This window comes from Nocardia araoensis NBRC 100135 (genome assembly GCF_000308435.1).
Taxonomy (GTDB): domain Bacteria; phylum Actinomycetota; class Actinomycetes; order Mycobacteriales; family Mycobacteriaceae; genus Nocardia; species Nocardia araoensis.
Genome location: NZ_BAFR01000043.1, coordinates 14,068 through 33,261, shown reverse-complemented (window position 1 = coordinate 33,261; position 19,194 = coordinate 14,068). Strand labels below are relative to the sequence as shown.

The following is a 19,194-nucleotide window of genomic DNA, read 5'->3' as shown; positions in this document are numbered from 1 at the left end:
TGTCGGAGGGGCCGAGTAGGCTGCTCGCGTGCCCGAACTGCCGCCCGTTTCCGACCTTTTGGCCACCGCCGTGCAGGCCCTCGGCGGCAAGGAACGCGCCGGGCAGGTGACGATGGCCGCGGCGGTGGACCACGCGATCGACACCAAGGAGCACCTCGCCGTGCAGGCCGGAACGGGCACCGGCAAGTCGCTGGCGTATCTGGTGCCGAGCCTGCGCCACGCCGTGCGCACCGGCCGCACGGTGGTGGTCTCCACGGCCACCATCGCGCTGCAGCGTCAGCTGGTCGACCGCGACCTCCCCCGCTTGGCCGAGGCGCTGAGCGGCCCCCTCGGCCGCACGCCGAAGTTCGCGATTCTCAAGGGTCGCAACAACTATCTGTGCCTCAACAAGATCAACAGCGCCGTTCCGGACGAGCCCGCCGAAGCGGAGTTGTTCGACGCGTTCGCGATCTCGCGCCTCGGTCGCGAAGTGCAACGGCTCAACGAGTGGGCCTCCGACACCGAGACCGGCGACCGCGACGAACTCGCCCCCGGCGTGACCGATCGCGCCTGGCGGCAGGTCAGCGTGTCGTCGCGGGAGTGCCTGGGCAAGTCCCGTTGCTCCTTCGGCCAGGATTGCTTCGCCGAGCGCGCCAGGACGGAATCGGCGCAGGCCGACGTGGTGGTGACCAACCACGCGCTGCTGGCGATCGACGCGATCAGCGGCATCCAGGTGCTGCCCGAGCACGACGTGGTGGTCATCGACGAGGCGCACGAGCTGGTGGACCGGGTCACCGGCGTTGCCACCGCCGAACTGACCTCCGCCGCGATCAGCGCGGCGGCCCGGCGCTGCGCCAAACTCATCGACGAGCAGGAGGTCGATCGGCTGGAGGGCGCCGCGGAGGCCTGGCACACCGCGCTGGAGGAGCTGGCCGCCGCCCGGTGGGACACCTTGCCCGACGGCGTCGCCCCGGTGCTGGCCTTGGTCCGCGATGCCGCGTGGAACGCGCGCACCGCACTCGCGCCGCCGGGCAGCACCACCGCGCAGGGCGATCCGGAGACTTCCGCCGCCCGCACCATGGCCTCGGCCGCGCTCGACGAGGTGCACGACAGCGCGGTCCGCGCGCTGACGGCGTTCGACGAGCCCGATCCCGCCGCTCGCCGCGACGTCATCTGGCTGGCCGCCGACGAGATCCGGGGTGTCGCGCGCCGGTCGCTGCGGATGGCGCCGCTGTCGGTGGGCGGGCTGCTGCGCAGCAGGCTCTTCGGCACCGCGACCGTCGTGCTCACCTCCGCCACGTTGCAGATCGGCGGCTCGTTCGACGGTCTCGCGGTCACCTGGGGCCTGCCCGCCCAGTCGGGCAATCGCACCGACCCGGCCACCGCCAACGGCGCGCAGGCGCCCTCGGACGCCGACGTGGTGCGCTGGAGTTCGCTCGATGTCGGCTCACCGTTCGACCATGCCAAGTCCGGCATCCTCTACGTCGCCAAACACCTCCCCGCGCCGGGCCGCGACGGGCTCGCACCGGCCTACCTGGACGAGATCGAACGACTGATCACGGCGGCGGGCGGACGCACCCTCGGCTTGTTCTCCTCGATGCGCGCCGCCCGCGCGGCCACCGACGCGCTGCGCGAACGGTTGTCCACCCCGGTGCTGTGCCAGGGCGAGGATGCCACCGGCGCGTTGGTCCGCAAGTTCGCCGACGACCCGGAGACTTCCCTGTTCGGCACGCTGTCGCTGTGGCAGGGCGTCGACGTGCCCGGTCCGTCGCTGAGCCTGGTGATTCTCGACCGCATCCCCTTCCCCCGGCCGGACGATCCGCTGCTGGCGGCCAGGCAACGCGCGGTGGAGATGCGCGGCGGCAACGGCTTCATGACCGTCGCCGCCAACCACGCGGCTCTGCTGCTCGCCCAGGGCACCGGACGCCTGCTGCGCAGCGTCGACGATCGCGGCGTGGTAGCCATCCTCGATTCCCGCCTCGCCACCGCTCGCTACGGCGGATACCTGCGCGCGTCGCTGCCGCCCTACTGGGAGACGGCCGACCCGGAGGTCGTGGTGAAAGCATTGAGCAGGCTGGCCGCCGCGGCGAAGGTGTGATAGATCACACTCCTCCTTCGTTCGGCAAGTGCCACAACATCAGGACGACGATCCGGCAGCCCGCGGTGTGACAGAAACGAGCGGCGCGACGACCGAGATCGCCGCGCCGCGAATCCGGCTGCGTCGCAGGGTTCTACAGCACCCACTTCAGGATCAGCGTGAGCACGCCTGTCACCACGGCGAGGATCAGCGCGCCCACACCCCACACGAATCCGTGACGCTCCCATGGACGCCCGGCGTCCAGCGAGAACTTGCCCGGCCCCGTGAAGGGAAGTGCGGCGCCGACCACCGCGAACAGCAGGCCCATCTCGTATCCGCCCAGCAGTCCACCGGCCCAGGTGGCGTTGATCGCGTTGATCATCGTGCCCAGCACGATCGCCCCGGCCAGCGGCGTCAACAGACCGAGCAGCAAAAGCAGGCCGCCGCTGAACTCGCTGAGACCCGCCAGCGTCCCGAATACTTTGCCGGGGTTGTAGCCCATCTTCTCGAAGCCGTCCGCGTTGGCTTGCAGACCTGGCCCTCCCCACCAGCCGAAGAGTTTCTGCGCCCCGTGTGCCGCGAGCAGGCCGCCGAAGACGACGCGCACGATCAGCAGGCCGATGTCGGGGGCGATCCGGTCCAGCTCGGTGTCGGTTCCGGTTCTGTCGAGTACGGATTTGATGGTCATGGTGGTCCTCATCCCTGCGCTGTCGTTCCCGGACACGATCGTTACTTCGGCGAAGAAAACGGACTATGGTCCGATTATCGCACGACGGGGGCAACTGCCCGACCTCTCGGTCTATTCCACGGTCGGACGGGAAGGTTGGTTCAGCCGATGGTCATTCCGCGAGGAAGAAGAAATACCCGAGGAAGACCAGCATCAGTGCCCACATCGCCGGATGCACATCCTTGATGCGGCCCTTGGCCACCATGACGATCGGATACAGCAGCATGCCCATCGCCAGGCCGTTGGCGATGGAGTATGTCAGCGGCATCATCACGATGGTGATGAACGCGGGCACGGAGTACTCCAGCCGGTTCCAGTCGATCTCGCCGAGCGAGCGGGCCATCAGGATGCCGACCACGATGAGCGCGGGCGCGGTCACCTCGCTGGAGCCGGCGACCACCGCGAAGATCGGATAGCAGAACATGGCGAGGAGGAACCAACCCGCCGTGGTGACAGCCGTCAGCCCGGTCCGTCCGCCCGCCGAGACGCCCGCGGTCGATTCCACATAGGCGGTGGTGGTGGAGGTGCCGATGACCGCGCCCGCCATGGTGCCCACCGAGTCGGCCGCCAGCGCGCTCGCCGCGCGCGGCAACTTGCCGTTCTCGTCCAGCAGCCCGGCCTGGTTCGCGACGCCGATCAGCGTGCCGGAGGCGTCGAAGAAATCGACGAACAGCATGGTCAGCACCACCACGGCCATCTGGCCGGTGAACGCGTCGGGCAGATGGACGATCGCCTGACCGAAGGTCTGCTCGAGCCCCTTCGGCGCGGCGAACAACCCCGTGGGCAGCGCGACCAAGCCGCTGACGATGCCGACGATCGTGGTCAGCACGATGCCATAGAGCACGGCGCCGTGCCAGCCGCGCACCAGGAACACCACCGTCACCAGCAACCCGAACAGCGCGAGCAAGGTGGTGCCCTTGGTGAAGTCGCCCAGGGTGACCAGCGTCGCGTCGCTGTTGACCACGATCCCGGCGTTCTTCAGGCCGAGGAAGGCCACGAACAATCCGATGCCCGCGCCCACGGCGAGTTTCAATTGCATCGGGATGGCGTTGAGGATGCGTTCGCGAACTCTCGTCACCGCGAGAACGAAGAAGATGGCGCCGGACAGGAACGTGCCCGACAGCGCGACCTGCCAGGGAATCCCCATGCCGAGGACCACCGTGTAGGCGAAGAACGCGTTGAGTCCCATGCCCGGCGCGAGCGCGATCGGATACCGCGCCCACAGCCCCATGACCAGCGTGCCGAACACCGCGGCGACGGCGGTGGCGGTGAACACCGCCTGCATCGGGATGCCCTTGTCACCCAGCGCGCCCTGATCGCCGAGCACCGCGGGGTTGACCGCGAGGACATACGACATGGCCAAGAACGTGACCGTCCCGGCCATGAGTTCGCGCTTGACGGTCGAGCCGGTCGAGCCGACTCCGAAGTATCCGTCGAGGCGTCCTCGGGTCCGGTGCAGAACGTCGGTGACCATGGGGTGACTCCAGTCGAGGAACGATTCGGGGCGGGCCAAGGGCACGGTAGCCGACGGTTCACTACCCGCGACACCCGCGGCGGCGCCACCGTGACCGGAGCCACCCCGGTTACGCGTTCGGGGCGGAGACCAGCCCGAACTCGGCGTCGGAGGCCAGCAGATCGTTGTGCGGCAGCACACGCACGGTGTACCCGACCGCACCGGACAGCGGCAGCGGCGTGTCCACGGTGAACAGCTCGGCGCCGGAGTCGGATCCGATGTGCGTCATCGGGACGGTCGTGGTGTCGGAGAGATCGTCGGTCGCCGACACCCGGCCGAGCACCGCCTGTACCGTCACGTCCGGCACGCTCAACCCACCGAGCTCGACCCGCGCGGTGAGCGACAGCCGCGCCCCGATCACCGGCGTATCCGGCAGCCCGGCGCTGTCCACCTGGACCACCTTCACCGAGGGCCACGCCGACTCCACCCGGTGGCGGTACTCGGCGATGGCGCGTGCCACCGCGAAATCGTCGGCCGTCGCCCGCTGCGACGCCGCGGCGGCGGGAGCGTAGTACTCCACCGCGTAGTCGCGGACCATCCGCGACGCCAGCACCTTCGGTCCCAAGGTCTGCAGGGTGTGGCGCACCATCTCGACCCAGCGCACCGGCATTCCGGACGAGTCGCGCTCGTAGAAGCGCGGCGCCACCGCACGCTCGAACAAGTCGTAGAGCGCGGCGGCCTCCAGATCGTCGCGGCGGTGTTCGTCCCGCACGCCTTCCGCGGTCGGAATGGCCCACCCGTTCTCGCCGTCGTACATCTCGTCCCACCAGCCGTCCCGGATGGAGAGATTCAGCCCGCCGTTCAGCGCGGATTTCATGCCGGAGGTGCCGCAGGCCTCCAGTGGGCGCAACGGGTTGTTCAGCCAGATGTCGCAGCCCCAGTACAGGTAGCGAGCCATCGACATGTCGTAGTCGGGCAGGAAGACGATCCGGTGCCGCACCTCGGGATCGTCGGCGAAGCGGACCACCTGCTGGATCAGCGCCTTGCCGCCGTCGTCGGCCGGGTGGCTCTTGCCCGCGACGACCAGCTGCATCGGCCGCCGCGGGTCCAGCAGCAGGGCGCGCAGCCGCTGCGGATCGCGCAGCATCAAAGTGAGACGCTTGTAGGTCGGCACCCGGCGCGCGAACCCGACGGTCAGCACATCCGGGTCGAAAACACCGTTCACCCAGCCGAGTTCGGCCTCCGCCGCGCCGCGTTCCAGCCAGGACGCGCGCAGCCTGCGGCGCACCTCGTCGACGAGGATGCCGCGCAGGGTGTTGCGGGTCGACCACAACTCGGTGAGATCGACGTCGCGCAGCCGCTCCCAGCCGCGCCCCTCCTCGACCAGTTCCGCGCCGATGTGCTCGCGCGCCTTGTCCACCCACTCCCGCGCCGCCCAGGTGTTGGCGTGCACACCATTGGTGACCGATCCGATCGGCACCTCGGCCGGATCGAAGCCCGGCCACAGCGAAGCGAACATGGAGCGGCTCACCTCGCCGTGCAGCTTCGACACGCCGTTGGCACGCTGCGCGAGCCGCAGGCCCATGTGCGCCATGTTGAAGACCGACGGGTCGGCTTCCCGGCCGAGGGCCACGATCCGGTCCACCGAAAGGCCCGGCAGCAGAGCGGATTCGGATTCTCCGTGCGCACCGCCGAAGTAGCGGCGGATCATCGGCATCGGGAACCGGTCGATACCCGCGGGGACCGGCGTATGCGTGGTGAAGACCGTGCCCGCTCGCACGGCGGCCAGCGCCGAATCGAAATCCTGCCCGGCCGCGACGAATTCGCGAATGCGCTCCACGCCGAGGAAACCCGCGTGACCTTCGTTCATATGGAACACGTCGGGATCGGGCAGTCCGGCGGACGCGGTGTACGCGCGCACCGCCCGCACACCGCCGATGCCTGCGAGGATCTCCTGGCGGATGCGATGCTCTTGGTCGCCTCCGTACAACCGGTCGGTGACCGCGCGCAGTTCCGGATCGTTCTCGGCGATGTCGGAGTCGAGCAGCAGCAGCGGAACCCGGCCGACCTGCGCGATCCACACCCGGGCGCGCAGCACCCTGCGGTCGGGCATCGCGACGTGGATGAGCACCGGCGAACCTTCCGAGGTGAGCGCCCGCAGCGGCAAGCCCTGCGGATCCAGCGCCGGATAGTGCTCGGCTTGCCAGCCGTCGGTCGTCAGCGACTGCCGGAAATAGCCCGAGCGGTACAGCAATCCCACGCCGATCAGCGGCAGGCCCAGGTCGGAGGCGGCCTTCAGATGGTCTCCGGCCAGGATGCCCAGACCGCCCGAATAGTTCGGCAACACCTCGGTGACGCCGAACTCCATCGAGAAGTAGGCGATGCCGCGCACCCCTTCCTCCCCCGCCCGGCGCTGGAACCAGCCCGGCGCCGCCAGATACGCGCGCAGGTCCGCCGCCGCGGCGTCCACCCGCGCGACGTAATCGGGGTCGGCGGCCAGCTCGTCCAGCCGCGCCGCGGGCACCTCGCCGAGTATCCGGACCGGGTCGTGCCCCATCTCCTGCCAGCGCCGCGGGTCGAGCGCGGCGAACAGGTCCTGCGTCGGCGGATGCCACGACCAGCGCAGATTCGTGGCGAGTTCGCCCAGAGCCGCCAGGCGCTCGGGCAGATGGGCACGGACGGTGAAACGACGCAATGCCTTCATTGGGTAGAACCTACACTGACACGGGGCGATCTGCTTTCAGCTCCACTAAGCTCCACTCGTGCCTCTACCTGGGGATATCCAAGCCTTTGGACACCGACGTCCGAGGTCACAAATCACACGGAGTTAGTCGAGCTGAGTGGAACTCAGCCTGAATTGCTTCACCAAAACGGCCACAAGAACCGCCCGGAGGCGCTTCACAGCAAACGAACGGCCAGCCGCGGGTTCGGATCCAGCTTGTCGACGTCGACAACCTGGGCGACCAGTCATTTTGTCGGCGTCAGCAAGATGATGTCGCCGGAGTCCGGCCGCTAGGTCAGTGCGGTACGTCGTCGTCTCCGGCGGCCGCGCGGCGCCACTTCGCCGCCCATTCAGCCTTGGCGTGATCCTCCGGCATCGACTGAAGCGACTGCGCCACGACTTCACGGCTGCGTTCGACATCACCGAGAGTGCGAAGCACCCGGGCCCGTTGCAGGCCGAAGAAACCCGGCGTGTACCAATACCCCGCGTCCGGTGGTGGCTCATCTGCTGCCGCGTCTGCTTCCGAGTCGGCGAGCAGCAGGGCACGCTCGGCGCCGTGCCGATCGCCCGCCACCGCGAGCACGCGGGCGTGCTGATAGCGCTCGTACACGCGAATCAGCGGGTGCAAACGAGGCACGGACAGCACGGCTTCGACCATCTGTGCCGCTTCGTCGAGCCGCCCACGCTCGAGGCGGACGTACGCGCCGAAGCTGAGCCCGTGCGCGAGCTGGTCGCTACCGCCAGCATGTTCAGCGAGAGCAATGGACCGGTCCAGGCTGCGCAGGGAGGCTTTACCGGCGCCCGTCGCGTGCTCGAGCCAACCGCGGTACTGGGTGACCTCGCTCGCCAGCGCCGCGGCGCGGGAGGCGTGACGCGCACGAGCCTGGTCCGCGAACTGCTCGGCCATCGACGACATGCCTTGCACGACTGCGACAACCGCAGCCGGTCCAGCTGCGTCCTCGATGCGTCGCGTTGCCGACAGCATGACCGCGACGTCGCCCAGGCTGCTCGAATCGACCTTCGCGGGCGAGTCCGAGACTGCCGACAGCCGCTCGAGATCCGTACCCAGCGTCCGCTCGTAGGCGCAGACAACCTCATGTGGCGCAGGCCGTTTCCCGGACTCGATGAGGCTCAAGTAGGCCGGGGAGTAGTTCGTCATCCGCGCCATCGAGCGCAGCGACACCCCTGCCGATTTGCGCGCCGTGCGCAGTAGCGCCCCCTGGTCCATTTCCCCACGGTAGCGATGGAAAACAGGTGTCAACACAGCAACGGGGTCACAACTAGGTGAACCGGCTGAAACTGAGATCAGCACCCGGTGCCGGGTCGACACCGCCCCCCGAAGCGGTAGTCCTCGGTGCCGGGTGTACCCAACCCACACCACACTGCGCCGAAGGGTCACCGTATGACCACAGAGCTTGCAACCGTCCTCATCGTCATGGCCGCTGTCGGCGGTCTGTTGATCCTGCTGTTCTGGGTGCTGCCGTGGCTACTCGAGCTCGGCGGCGATCCCGACGAGCGGGTGCCGTTCCGGGAGGTCATGGAACGCATCGACCGCGAGGACCGGCGGTGACGACGCGACGTTCCTGGGTACAGGACTACTGCGAGGACGGGAACATGCCCGCGGACGAGAAGCACGCTCGCGGCCTGCTGAAGATTCACGCCACCTGCACACCGCCATGCCCCCGCAAGGTGTCCGCGGAGCGGTTCCTCCGCGAGCTCGACGGAGGCGACACGACCGGCGGGAGGTAAGCTGAAGACCTGGTTACGTCACGTGACGGAAGCCGGGTCGCGGGGAGCTAGAAAACCGGGGTACTCAACAACGAGTACCCCGGTTTCGCCGTCAGAGGACCCTGCCAAGCATCCGGGGGACTGGATGTCCCTCGGTTCCAACGGGCACAACATTTGTAACGGTCGCCACCGTCAGATCGCGCCCCAATCGAACGGCTCATCCGGAGCGGCCCGCAACACCTCCAACACCCCGGCGAACTCCGCCACCTCACCACCCGGCCACCGATTCCCCGCCTCAATCCACTCCTCCCGCGCCTGCATCCACTCCTCCCGCGACGCCCACACCGCAGGATCACGCAACTCCGGCGGAACATGGCCAGCCATCCCACCCGACTCGATCCCCCGCCGCTCCTCCTCCTCAGCAATCAACTTGTTCAGCTTGTTCAGCTCGTTGCTGTACTGCGGGCGCGTGTTCTCCTGCGCAGACACCAGCGACTCCGCGATGATCTGCCGTTGCCGCTTGGCTTCGGCGACCGCTGATCGCCACTGCGCCACCGCACGGCCCCGCGGGAGACCCACCTGTTCCGCCCACGCTCGACGCAGCTCGCACCAGCGCCGCCACTTCGCCATCATCAGCGTGTGTCGCGGTTCGTCTTCCACGTAACCACCGCGGTGGAACCGGCCGTCGGCTGTCGCCAGCGCCAGCGCTTCGGCGGGCACCGGTGGCAGCCCGAACGGTTCGGGTCGCTTCCTAGCCATGACGTTCCCTCTCCCGATCCCAGCGCACCAGCGCTGCCCGGACATGCCGCTCGGACTTCGCCGGGCCCTCACCGACGGGGTTCAACCGCGCGACCAGATCGGCCTGCGCTCGCTCCAGTGCACGCAGCTCCGCCGAGAGGCGAACCACGTGCATGGGTCGCGGTTCGTCGCGGGACAGTTCGCGGTCGAACTGGGCTTGCACGATCTCGACGCGGTCCGCGGCCCGGCCGGCGAGGGTCAACAGCTCGAGCTCCTGCTCTGTCCAGTCCATACCGGGCCCCAGGGCCGCATCCATCCGCTTACGCAGCGCGGTGGACGGCTTCATGCGCGGCATACGCTCTCACCTCCTGATGTAACGAATAACCGTCTCTGACCAGCGGATACACCGAGGCTCGGGGATCGGCCGGACAGGCTGGGGAACGGGGAATGCCCCTGACCTGGGGCGATGATTCCGGGTGCATTGCAGCCAGCCGGAGCGTCTATGCCAAGGGGGGGCGGATCGGCCGCCATCCGCAGTCCTCCCCCAGGGGGGTCTGACTGCTTCCGTGGCGGCCCTGAATTGGCTTGCGCGGGTATGGGATTACCCCGCTGACTGCCTGGCCTGAGGATACAGCACAGACCCCTCTTTGGGGCCTCTGGCCTACATGTGGACGTACCGCGGGGCGTCGACGGCTGGTTCGTGCGCGTCGGCCCACTGGTCGATCTGGCGGTCCGAGGCGGCGCCGAGTTCTTCGGGCATCCGGATGCTGTGGCCGACGTTGTTCTCGAGATTCTGTGTGCGTTCGTCGGGCAGGGATCCGAGTTCCTTGGCCTTGTCGAGCACGCCGGGGTTCTCGGCGTCGGCCGCGTAGATGATGGGCAGCCATGCGCGGTCGAACGCGCGGTGCAGTAGGGCTCGCATCATGTGTTCGTCGCCGGTTATGCGGGCGCGTTCGGCGGCCCTGGTGCAGGCGTCTTCACCGTCGAGTGCGGCGACCCTGTCTTGTGCGTCGCGGTAGGCCATGATGGCGGCGGAGTCGCTGTTCTTGGGCAGGCCGAACAGGTCGCGTTCGAGGGTGCGCTTGAAGGTGTCGGTGTCGGCGATGTGCTGGTCGCGGAGTTGCTGCGCTTCGCGGCGGGCTTGGCGGTAGGCCGAGGCTATGGCGTTGCGCTTCCCTTCGGCGGAGTAGCGCTTGTCGTTGCGAATGTTGTTGGTGGCTTCGGCTACCTGTGCGCGGAGCTGGTCCATGCGGGCCTTGTTGATCGCGGGTCGTGGCATGAGTTTTTCCTTTCGGGATGGGTGGGTTAGCGGCCGAAGCCGCCGGATCGTTGGGTTGCGAGGGTGCGTCGGCGGACGACGCGTTCCACTGCGGCCGCGGCGCTGTTGGGGTCCATGCCGTTGTTGATGACGGTCATGGGTGGCATCCCGCTGCCGAACCCGCCGGAGGCGCCCATGCCAGCCACGGCAAGGCCGGTGTCGAGCATCTCTCGCCAGTTGTTCTGGATGAGGCTCTGGAAGTCGCTGCCGGTCCTCTGGGCGAGGCCTGCGGCTTGGCTGCCGAGGTTGGCGAGCGCCTGCTCCGGGGTGGCGGCGAGGTACCAGGGGGCGGGGCCGTCGAACAGCTTGCCGACGCCGGGGATCGGCAGACCCGCAAGGGGGTGCTTGCTGTCGGCACCTGCGTTCGGTGCCACCGTGCTCGGTGTGGTGGTGGGTGCGGTCGCGGCTGGACCGTAGGTTGCCGTCGACAGTTCACCGGGCGCCAAACCTGTAGTGGCGGGCCCGCCCACGGACAGCTGCGGGGGCCAGTTGGTGACCAGCACCGGGGTAGCTCCCGCGGCGTCGGTGCCCGACGCGTCAGCACCCGCACCGGTAGCGCCGCTGCCGGTCCCGGTCCCGCCGGTGCCCGCGGAGCCGCCGAGCTTGCCCGGGCGGCCGCCCTTGGTGGCGCCGCTACCCCCAGAGGTGCCGAGGTCGCCGCCGCGCAGCAGTTCCGGCGGGATGTGCATGTGCTTGTCGAACATCTTGTGGGTGGCGCCCACAGGGCCGCCGATGACGACACCGTCGCTGCTGTTGGATTCGACGTTGGTTCCGTCGCCGAGGGTGAGGGCGGTGTGCCCGTTCGCGCCGCCACCGTGGTCGAACCAGCCGATGTTGATCGAACCGGCCGGGCCGAGTCCGGGCTTCGCGCCCTTCGCGGCGAGCCATTGGCCTTCGTTGATGGTGGACATGCGCGGCGAGAACGGGTCCAGGCCGAGGGCGTCGTTGACGACGGCGGAGACGATGCCGGAACAGTCGATTTGCTGCCGGTTGTAGCCGCCCATGAGGTAGGTGGCGGAGTCCATGCTCTGGGCGAATGCCTTACCCGGTACGAGGCCGCCTTCGCGGAAGCCGGGGATCATGCCGTGCAGGAACTCGGCGGTGGGGATCCATCCGGCGTTGATCGCCTCGAGCAGGGGCAGGTTCGCGGCCGTGGCGCTGGCGTTGACGATGTACTCCCCGGTGGAGGCGGCGATCAGCATGGAATCGCTGGTACCGGTACCTGGTCCGCTCAGTAGGCCGCCAGCGGCCATGTGCGCGTTGGCCCACTCGGTGAGGGAGCTGCCGTATTCGGCGGCTTTGCCGCGGCCGGGGAACGGGATCGGGGAATCGCCTGCCTTCTGGAGGATCTCACCAATCGAGCGCACGCCGATGGCGACGCTGCGGACGATCCCGTCCCAGATCTGCGCGACGGTGTCGCCGAGGCCACGGAAGAAGCTGCCCATTTTGTCCAGTGCGCCGCCCCAGAAGTCGCGGGCGGTGGTGATGGCTTTCGAGACGCTTTCCAACTGGTCGGTCAGGTACTCCGACATTCCCCTGATCGCGGGGATCAGGATCGGGACGATGACGTTGTTCGCCAACCAGGTAAACGCCTTGGTCAAGTCGATGACCTGCGGCAGGATCGAGACGAACAGGTCCAGCATCGGTGGGAGAAGGTCGGCGACGAGCCGAGCCAGTTCCGGCAACAGTGGGGTGAACGCCATCACCAGATCGGTGAACGCCTTCGCCATGTCAGGGATGTACGGGGAGATCTGCACCAGGGCGTCGGCGAGCGCGTTACCGAGCGTCGTGGCGACGTCGGCGAGGATCGGCTGCAACTGCTTGAACGCTGGCAAAAGCAGGTCGCCCCACTGCTGGATCACCGGTGCGAGCGCATCGAAGATCGTTGTCAGCGCGGGCGCCAACGCTTGCAGGATCCCGGAGGCGATCTCGGCGAGCACGGGCAGGATCGGCGAGATCGCGGTGAACAGGGACGCGAACGCGTCACCGATCGGCCCGATGGATGGGGCGAGCGCTGTAATCGCTTGGGACAGGGCGGTTCCCACGACTTGAGCGATCTGCGACAGCGGTCCGATGAGCGGGGTGAGCGCGGTCATCATCGACTGGAGTAGGTCACCGATCACGGGTAGGACGGGTTCGAGGCCCTTGGCGAGTGCGTCGATGAACTTCGACAGGTCCGGCAGGATCCCGGTCAACGTGGTGGAGAAAGTGGCGCCCAACTGCCCCAGCGAGGGGCCGAGCGCGCCGAGGGACTCCCCCAAAGTCTTGAACAGCGGCCCCAGGGTGGGGCCGACGATGTTGCCCATCTGGATCAGGCCCTGGATCAACGGGTTCAGACCTTCACCCAGTCCTTGGAGGGTGTCACCGAACGTTGAGATGAGCTGCGTCAGTTCCCCGTTCTGGAACGTGGTAGTGAACGCTTGCCCGATCTGCCCGAGCATTCCGCCGAGCTGGGCGCCGACTTGGTTGGCGACCGGCTCGAATGCCTGCCCGAGGGACAGGAACCCTTGGGTGGCTTGCTGCAGGCCGGGGCCGAGTCCGTCGATGAAGTTGGAGGCACCCGCGAACGCCGCCTGAACACCGGCGAGGTTCTCCGGTGCGGCCCAGAACGCCGCGAATTGCTTGGTCAGCCCGTTCATGCTGGCGGCGACGTCGACCATGCCCGCCTTCAACGTGGGCATGGCTGCGGTCGCGAGTTCGGTGATGCCCTGGGCGGCGTCGGCGAACAGCGCTTCCTGGGTGGCGTTCTTGAGGTCCTTCCACAAGGGCGCGAGGTCACGGGTGGCGAGAACGGCCGCTTGCGCCGCGGGCGACAGCTTCGCCAACGCTTGCGCGGCTTTGTCCTGTGCGGAGGACCCGGAGTTCATCGCATCCGTCACCGCCTGCTGTGCCTTCGCGACCTGAGCGTGCGCCTTCTCCACCGCACGGTCCGCGTCGGCGACACGCTCATCAGCCTTGGCGGCCTTGTCCTTGGCGGCGACGACCTTGTCCGAGCCCTCGACACCCTTCTGGAAGGCTTCGTTCGCCTGCTCCTGGGTGTCTTTGTTCTTCTCGACGGCTTCCTGGTAGCGCAGTTCGGCGCGCTGCAACCGAAGCGCCGCCTTCTCCCGGTCCTCGGGTTTGGCCTTCGCCAACTCGTCGCGGGCTTCCCGGACCGCGAGCGCCGCCTCCTGCTCCGACAGGGCGGCGTCCTTCAGCTTGAACTGGTAGTCCTCGAGCTCGTCGGCGGCGTCCTTGTAGGCGCGGGCGATGTCCTGGTGCGCATCCTTCGCGTCCTTCACCGCGTCGGCTTGCGAGCGTTGCGCGGTGGCGACACCCTCGATCGCGGACTCGAGCTGATCGTTGGCCGCGGACACGGCTTTCGCCTGCGCAGCCATATCGGTGCCCGCGGCGTCCTCCGCCGCGGACAGTGCTTTGAACGCATCCCCCACGCCTTGCATACCGACGGCGACGGTCGCGATACCAGCGGCCGCAGCGGGGCCCAGGGAGGCCAAACCGACACCGAGCGTCCCGACCGCACCCACAGCGGCACCCGCAGCGCCACCGATCGCGGCGATACCAGCCGCTACGGCGGACAGTCCTCCGGCGGCCGCACCGACCGACCCCAGGCCGGACACGAGAGACCCCACCGTCGCCGCTCCGCCGCGGCGGTCGACATCGACGTTGACCTCTTGATGGATCGGGGACGCCATCCCTTGCAGGGCAGCGTGGACCGACGACATTTGCGCGAGCGCGCCGGCGCCGTCGACATCCACTCCCACGTTGACCGTCCAGTTGTGGCTGGCCTGCGCGATCGCCAACCCCACCGACATGCGGTCGCCGAAGTCGCCGAAGTCCGGGACCACATCGACCGCGACGTTGCCGACGTGGGAGACGTCGACGTTCGCGCGGATGTCGATCGGGTGCGCGGTGGCGTAGGTTTGCGCCTCGCGCAGCGCGTCACGGATCCCAGCGTCGAACCGCGTCGTGTCCACCAGGGCGGGGATCTCTACCCCACCGATGTGGGAGACATCGACGTTGGCCTTGATGTTGATCGGGTTGCGATTCGCGTACAACTGGCCGCCGCGAATGGCGTCCTTGATGCCCCGGGCGATCTTCGAAGTTTCCGGGACCACGGACACGTAGGCCACGGCTAGTTCCACGGCGTTGGCGGGCGCGGTCATGCGGCGCGCCGTCCGATCGGCGCAACAGTGCCGTCGTCAGGGTCTGGTTCCGGGGGGCGTGCACGCAGAAGGATCAGTTCGAATTCGGGTTCGGACAGTTCGCGCAAGAATGCGACACAGCCGTCTATCAGATAGTCCCGTGGATCTCCGTGCATTCCGATTCACCGTCCCGCGTCTATTGCGGGAACGGTTCACAGGGAAATGATCGACCTCAATCTCCCTGTGAACCGTCTACCCGCCGACCTAACCCGAAACTCCCTGCTGCCAAGGTGGGCAATTCCGACGGTATCGATGCGGTTTATCGGCGTACAGAAATCAGTCCGTGCGCGGCAAATTCGGACATTGTCTGCGGCGGGGGGTGCGCGCGAATTCTTCGACCTTCTCCCGGTCGAATACCCAGCGCCCGGAAATGCGTCTGCCACCCAATTCCTGAGCGCGTGTGCGTACCAGTCGTTCACCACAGTGCAGGATGCGGGCGGCTTCTCTCGCGCCGATCAGTTCGGAGGTCGCGCGCGGTGTCGCGTCGCGGAGTTCCGCCTCGAGGCGGTGCATGAGTTGGGCGAGGGCGGGCGGGATCGGTTCGCGGGCAAGGTTGCGGCGAACGACCGCGTAGTCCAGCCAGGAGAACGCTACGCGGGCTTCGCGGTCATCTAGGTGCATCCGGTGCCCCCTCCCCGCTGCGGGTTCGTCTCCGCGCTCGGGTTTTTCGGGCGCGCTGGGCACGGCGGACGAGATCGCGCACGGTCGGTCGGGCGATGGTGCGACTAATCCCGAACGGGCACAGGTGCGCTTGCGGGCTCAGGATCTCGTTGAGGGCGCGGACCAGTCCGGCAACGACGTCGTCGGTCGCCCATTCCTTGCCCGCGATCTGCATAACCCAGTCGAGCGTCTGCGCGGCGGTGAGGCACTCCTCGAGGTCGATCTCGTAATCGCCGCCCGGGAGGTCGAGCACCACTTTTCGCACTCCGTGGATCCGCAGGGCGTAGTTGTCGGCGTCGAGTTCCCACGGACCCCAATTGGTTTCGCTCATCTCAGATCTCCAGCTCTGCCGTTTCCACCGGTTTCTCCGGAGCCGCCATACCCATGTACTTCCATGCGCGTTCGAAGTCCGACCTCCGGTATCCGCGCGGCGCATTCTTCGGCGACGACGGCCGCCAGGAGTTGATCCGGTAGTTCGTGGACAACATGCGGCCCATGCGCTGAGCAGTGATCGCGGTGCGATTCTTGAACGCGTCCGCGGCCCACATGTCGGGGTTGCCGCGTGCCAGCCGCTCCAGCAAATCCGCCGTCGGCACATAGGGCTCTTCCCCGAACGCCTTCCGCAGATCGGCGAGCAACACCACATGCGGGCGCACCTTGATAGCTCCGTCTTCACGCATCATCTCGTTGCGCTCCAAGTCCTTGACGATGATCTTCTCCAACCTCGACGGCCAATCGCCGCCAGCCGCCGACGCGATCCGAGCCAACGGCCGCCACACCTCCTTGCGGCGACCGGTGAGCTTCGCGGGTAGCGCGGGACGGGCTCCACTGATCACGACCAAGACCTCCTCGACAGCAAGGCCCAAGCGCCTACCCAGTTCGGTTGCCTCGTCCTCGATCAGTTCCCAGTCGGTCTCTTCGACCTCTCCGTTGTTCGCCGGGACGCACAGGATCTCGATGCAGCGCGACACCGTGTCCTCCGGTAGGTCGGGGGCGTTGCCTGCCATCGCGACCGGAGAGTAGGTGCTCATCTCCTCCACCGACCATCCGCCGTTCTCCTTGTCGGGAACGAGCACGGGCCGCGTGGACGATCGCTTGTATCCGGAGTTGATGATCGCCAGCACATCTTCGACTCCCGGTTTCTTCGGCGACAGGGACCGGTCGCACTCGTCGATCAGCAGGGTGCGGATCTCCTGGTTGAGGATGCGCGGCAGCAGCGCCGAGGAGGACACCGTGGACATCAGCAGCGGGTCGCGCGCCAGGTGCTGGATGTGTTCGAGACCAGTCGTTTTGCCACTGCCCGGCATCGGGGAATCGAACTTGAGCCGGGGGCTGGTGTAGGTCTCCTCGCAGGCGTAGGTGTGCGCCACCCACAACGACAGCGTGACCGAGTCGTCAGGGTCGGCGGTGTAAACGTAGGCGGCGAAGTGCTCCCGGACTTCCTCGAGCACTCCTGCGAGTGCTGCCTCCAGGAGTGGATCCGGCCCTTCCTCTGGAGTAACCGGAGTAAGTGGCGGAGGCGGAGTAACCGGCTCCCCACCCTGCCCCGGAGTAACCGGAGAATCTGGCGGAGGCGGAGTAACCGGCGGCTTCGTATCACCAGTTCCGCCACTTCCACCGGTTACTCCGGTTACTCCGGAGGTCTCCGCCGCAGCCGCGGAGACGGCACGCTCCCTCTCCGCGCGGAGAGCACGGGCGTACGCGCGGGAACAGGCGGGGCAGTGGTCGGTGAACCTTCCGCCGTGCTCGACACACCCCGGATAGGTCGGCACGCCCGAAGGCGCTGATTCAGCCGCATGTGAGAAGTCGAGTCCATTGCTCATGCACGTCTCCGTTCTGCGGACATCAAGGTCCGCTCGATCTCGGGGGCGCTGAGCCCCGCCGTGGCGGCCGCGGCGCGTAGCAGGTCCATCAGGCCCGGGTCGGCGCCCTGCTCGAATGCGCGGCACGCGGCCCAGAACAGCGCCTGGTTCCGGTTCCCCGGGGCAGCCGTGGCCACGGTGCGAATGAGTCCTTCGTTCCGGTCGCTGGACGGCCGGGCCCGGTACTGCTGGCGCACCGGATAGGCCACCCGCTCCACCAAGTGATCAGGCAGCGGCGCGATACGGGCACTGTTGGCCCACTCGTACCGCCGCCCCGACGGGTGCATGCTCGGCGCGACCACGAGATATCCGGCGGCGGTCTTGACGTCGACCCCCACGGCGTCGGCGAGCTTGCCCCGGCAGCGGCCCCGGTATCGGAACCACAAGTGCCAGCCGCCCCCACCCGTGTGGGCGGTCCACGTCTCCGGAACCTCTCCCAACTGTTCGAGGGTTCCGCCTGATCGCGGGTCGATGTCGAGCACCACTGTGGTGTCGGAGGGGCGGATGCCGACGTTGTAGCGCGGGTTCTGGTGCCACCACGCCCGGATCACCTCCGGGTCGGTGGTGGCGTCGTCCTTGCCGTGCGCGCAGGCGGGGAGCTTCCCGCGCGGGGCCAGCGGCAGCACCGACAACCCCGCGCGGGCGTAGGCCAGCGCGTATTCCAGGGGGAGAGCTTCCACGGTCACGCGGCGTCCCCCTTCTCGATCGCGAGCTTGCGGCGGCAAACCGGGCCCAGGTGCCACGCAACAGATTCCGCGGCGACAACCCATTGCCCGCACCTGTTGCAGCGGACCGCGAGACGGAATCCGCGCTCACGGGCAGCGGCGAGCACCGCCGCGTCCAACCGGTCCTCGTACCGCTCCGTCGGGGGAACGCCCGAAGGCGCGACCGAACCGGTCGCGCCTTGGGTCATTTCGTGGTCACTCAACGGCCACCTCCGAGAGTCCGCTCCGCGTGGTCGCGGCTCTCGACCAACTTCGCCCGTAGGTCGGCACCGAGCGACGGTGAGAGCGTGTCGAGCACCTGCAACAGCGGGTCCAGGACGTTGCGCACCATCAGCGACAGCGCGCCCGCGGCGACGTAGCCGAAGAAATCGGGATCCAGGGCTTCCGCCCATTCGGTGCCGATCCGGTCGAGTGCGTCGTTATCGCTTGCGACGGCGGCCATCTGGTACATGAGCCGGGTCGAGTGCGCCTGCATGTCGGCGAGGTCGACGACGCTGCGCGGCAATCCGTCGTCACCAACGATCACGAAACGATCAGGGTTTGCGGTCATGCCTGCGCCCCCTCGGTGGAACCGGGCACGGTGGTCTTTTCGGCTTCGACCTGATCGGCGACCTGGAGCAAGGTGGTCGCGATCCGCCGCGCCTCGGACACCGTCATGTCCAGGTCGCCGCCCGGGCACGCCAAGTAGACGCTGTCGCTGCCGCCCCACCTCCGATGGGGAGTGATCTCGCAGGCGGGCATCTGCTGGGGGTGGGTCGGGGTTTCCAGCGTCAGCGGGATCACGACGTCACGCCCCCAGCAGACACGGTCGGCGTCGAAGTACTCGCCGCGGTGGCCGGTACCGTCGGTGCACCAGCTTGCGCAGGTTGCAGCGCGGCTGCACTGCGCGCATTTGACCGGGACGTCCGGCAGCGGGGCGGACACGGTAGCGATGACCGTCTTGCAGACCGAGCAGGCCAGGTCGATCCACTGGGCGGGGTTGGTAGTCTTGTTCATGACACTT

At 67.9% G+C, this 19,194-nt stretch carries 18 protein-coding genes; 3 read left to right on the top strand and 15 right to left on the bottom strand.

Annotated elements, in window-relative coordinates:
* The first annotated feature begins 28 nt into the window (after positions 1–28).
* Entirely contained in the window at positions 29–2,077 is a 2,049-nt protein-coding gene (locus ON21_RS06115; RefSeq protein ID WP_039796376.1) for an ATP-dependent DNA helicase, read from the top strand.
* Positions 2,078–2,210: 133 nt separating this feature from the next.
* Here ON21_RS06115 and ON21_RS06110 read toward each other — a convergent pair whose 3' ends face one another.
* The 4 genes from ON21_RS06110 to ON21_RS06095 all read right to left on the bottom strand — a co-directional run bounded on the left by ON21_RS06110 (position 2,211) and on the right by ON21_RS06095 (position 8,186).
* A complete protein-coding gene (locus ON21_RS06110; protein WP_039796403.1) occupies positions 2,211–2,744 on the bottom strand; it encodes a DoxX family protein in 534 nt (177 codons plus the stop codon).
* A gap of 151 nt (positions 2,745–2,895) precedes the next feature.
* The gene (locus tag ON21_RS06105; protein ID WP_039796375.1) at positions 2,896–4,257 is read right to left on the bottom strand and encodes an NCS2 family permease; all 1,362 of its coding nucleotides are present in this window, start codon (positions 4,255–4,257) and stop codon (positions 2,896–2,898) included.
* A gap of 109 nt (positions 4,258–4,366) precedes the next feature.
* The gene (gene glgP / locus ON21_RS06100) at positions 4,367–6,940 is read right to left on the bottom strand and encodes an alpha-glucan family phosphorylase (protein ID WP_039796374.1); all 2,574 of its coding nucleotides are present in this window, start codon (positions 6,938–6,940) and stop codon (positions 4,367–4,369) included.
* A 313-nt stretch (positions 6,941–7,253) separates the two neighbouring features.
* On the bottom strand, positions 7,254–8,186 hold the full coding sequence (locus ON21_RS06095; protein ID WP_051020398.1) for a helix-turn-helix domain-containing protein: 933 nt from the start codon (positions 8,184–8,186) through the stop codon (positions 7,254–7,256).
* A 174-nt stretch (positions 8,187–8,360) separates the two neighbouring features.
* On the opposite strand from ON21_RS06095, the gene ON21_RS38195 reads away from it, so the two are divergent.
* Both ON21_RS38195 and ON21_RS06090 read left to right on the top strand, forming a co-directional pair.
* Entirely contained in the window at positions 8,361–8,528 is a 168-nt protein-coding gene (locus tag ON21_RS38195; RefSeq protein ID WP_157170735.1) for a hypothetical protein, read from the top strand.
* Positions 8,525–8,707: a hypothetical protein gene (locus ON21_RS06090; RefSeq protein WP_039796373.1), complete on the top strand. Its 183-nt coding sequence runs from the start codon at positions 8,525–8,527 to the stop codon at positions 8,705–8,707. Before ON21_RS38195 ends, ON21_RS06090 begins: the two co-directional genes overlap by 4 nt.
* 171 nt (positions 8,708–8,878) lie before the next feature.
* On the opposite strand, the gene ON21_RS06085 is transcribed toward ON21_RS06090, so the two are convergent.
* The 11 genes from ON21_RS06085 to ON21_RS38185 form a co-directional block, all read right to left on the bottom strand.
* Positions 8,879–9,445: a hypothetical protein gene (locus tag ON21_RS06085; protein ID WP_039796372.1), complete on the bottom strand. Its 567-nt coding sequence runs from the start codon at positions 9,443–9,445 to the stop codon at positions 8,879–8,881.
* Positions 9,438–9,779 (bottom strand): hypothetical protein, encoded by a 342-nt coding sequence (locus ON21_RS06080; RefSeq protein WP_039796371.1) that lies wholly within the window; start codon positions 9,777–9,779, stop codon positions 9,438–9,440. The genes ON21_RS06085 and ON21_RS06080 overlap by 8 nt, the downstream gene beginning before the upstream one ends.
* A gap of 306 nt (positions 9,780–10,085) precedes the next feature.
* Positions 10,086–10,703 (bottom strand): hypothetical protein, encoded by a 618-nt coding sequence (locus tag ON21_RS06075; protein WP_039796370.1) that lies wholly within the window; start codon positions 10,701–10,703, stop codon positions 10,086–10,088.
* A 26-nt stretch (positions 10,704–10,729) separates the two neighbouring features.
* The gene (locus ON21_RS06070) at positions 10,730–14,905 is read right to left on the bottom strand and encodes a hypothetical protein (RefSeq protein WP_039796369.1); all 4,176 of its coding nucleotides are present in this window, start codon (positions 14,903–14,905) and stop codon (positions 10,730–10,732) included.
* A 315-nt stretch (positions 14,906–15,220) separates the two neighbouring features.
* Complete coding sequence (locus ON21_RS06065; RefSeq protein WP_039796368.1) at positions 15,221–15,565, bottom strand: hypothetical protein; 345 nt, start codon at positions 15,563–15,565, stop codon at positions 15,221–15,223.
* Positions 15,552–15,935 (bottom strand): hypothetical protein, encoded by a 384-nt coding sequence (locus tag ON21_RS06060; RefSeq protein ID WP_039796367.1) that lies wholly within the window; start codon positions 15,933–15,935, stop codon positions 15,552–15,554. Before ON21_RS06060 ends, ON21_RS06065 begins: the two co-directional genes overlap by 14 nt.
* Position 15,936: 1 nt before the next feature.
* Positions 15,937–17,055, bottom strand: coding sequence for a DUF3631 domain-containing protein (locus tag ON21_RS06055; RefSeq protein WP_051020397.1), 1,119 nt, complete (start codon positions 17,053–17,055; stop codon positions 15,937–15,939).
* Positions 17,056–17,423: 368 nt separating this feature from the next.
* Positions 17,424–18,152, bottom strand: coding sequence for a bifunctional DNA primase/polymerase (locus tag ON21_RS06050; RefSeq protein WP_051020396.1), 729 nt, complete (start codon positions 18,150–18,152; stop codon positions 17,424–17,426).
* A complete protein-coding gene (locus tag ON21_RS38190; protein WP_157170734.1) occupies positions 18,149–18,394 on the bottom strand; it encodes a DUF6011 domain-containing protein in 246 nt (81 codons plus the stop codon). The genes ON21_RS06050 and ON21_RS38190 overlap by 4 nt, the downstream gene beginning before the upstream one ends.
* Positions 18,391–18,741 carry a hypothetical protein gene (locus ON21_RS06040; protein WP_039796365.1) on the bottom strand — a complete coding sequence of 117 codons (351 nt, stop codon included), beginning with the start codon at positions 18,739–18,741 and terminating at the stop codon, positions 18,391–18,393. The genes ON21_RS38190 and ON21_RS06040 overlap by 4 nt, the downstream gene beginning before the upstream one ends.
* Positions 18,738–19,187 (bottom strand): DUF6907 domain-containing protein, encoded by a 450-nt coding sequence (locus ON21_RS38185; RefSeq protein ID WP_157170733.1) that lies wholly within the window; start codon positions 19,185–19,187, stop codon positions 18,738–18,740. The genes ON21_RS06040 and ON21_RS38185 overlap by 4 nt, the downstream gene beginning before the upstream one ends.
* Positions 19,188–19,194 lie beyond the last annotated feature (7 nt).

Excerpts from the sequence above, each read along its gene's own strand:
- ON21_RS06065 (WP_039796368.1), bottom strand. The coding sequence starts at position 15,565 with ATGCACCTAGATGACCGCGAAGCCCGCGTAGCGTTCTCCTGGCTGGAC.
- ON21_RS06110 (WP_039796403.1), bottom strand. The coding sequence starts at position 2,744 with ATGACCATCAAATCCGTACTCGACAGAACCGGAACCGACACCGAGCTG.
- ON21_RS06080 (WP_039796371.1), bottom strand. The coding sequence starts at position 9,779 with ATGCCGCGCATGAAGCCGTCCACCGCGCTGCGTAAGCGGATGGATGCG.
- ON21_RS06060 (WP_039796367.1), bottom strand. The coding sequence starts at position 15,935 with ATGAGCGAAACCAATTGGGGTCCGTGGGAACTCGACGCCGACAACTAC.
- ON21_RS06070 (WP_039796369.1), bottom strand. The coding sequence starts at position 14,905 with ATGACCGCGCCCGCCAACGCCGTGGAACTAGCCGTGGCCTACGTGTCC.
- ON21_RS38195 (WP_157170735.1), top strand. The coding sequence starts at position 8,361 with ATGACCACAGAGCTTGCAACCGTCCTCATCGTCATGGCCGCTGTCGGC.
- ON21_RS06085 (WP_039796372.1), bottom strand. The coding sequence starts at position 9,445 with ATGGCTAGGAAGCGACCCGAACCGTTCGGGCTGCCACCGGTGCCCGCC.
- ON21_RS06075 (WP_039796370.1), bottom strand. The coding sequence starts at position 10,703 with ATGCCACGACCCGCGATCAACAAGGCCCGCATGGACCAGCTCCGCGCA.
- ON21_RS38185 (WP_157170733.1), bottom strand. The coding sequence starts at position 19,187 with ATGAACAAGACTACCAACCCCGCCCAGTGGATCGACCTGGCCTGCTCG.
- ON21_RS06105 (WP_039796375.1), bottom strand. The coding sequence starts at position 4,257 with ATGGTCACCGACGTTCTGCACCGGACCCGAGGACGCCTCGACGGATAC.
- ON21_RS06095 (WP_051020398.1), bottom strand. The coding sequence starts at position 8,186 with ATGGACCAGGGGGCGCTACTGCGCACGGCGCGCAAATCGGCAGGGGTG.
- glgP (WP_039796374.1), bottom strand. The coding sequence starts at position 6,940 with ATGAAGGCATTGCGTCGTTTCACCGTCCGTGCCCATCTGCCCGAGCGC.
- ON21_RS06040 (WP_039796365.1), bottom strand. The coding sequence starts at position 18,741 with ATGACCGCAAACCCTGATCGTTTCGTGATCGTTGGTGACGACGGATTG.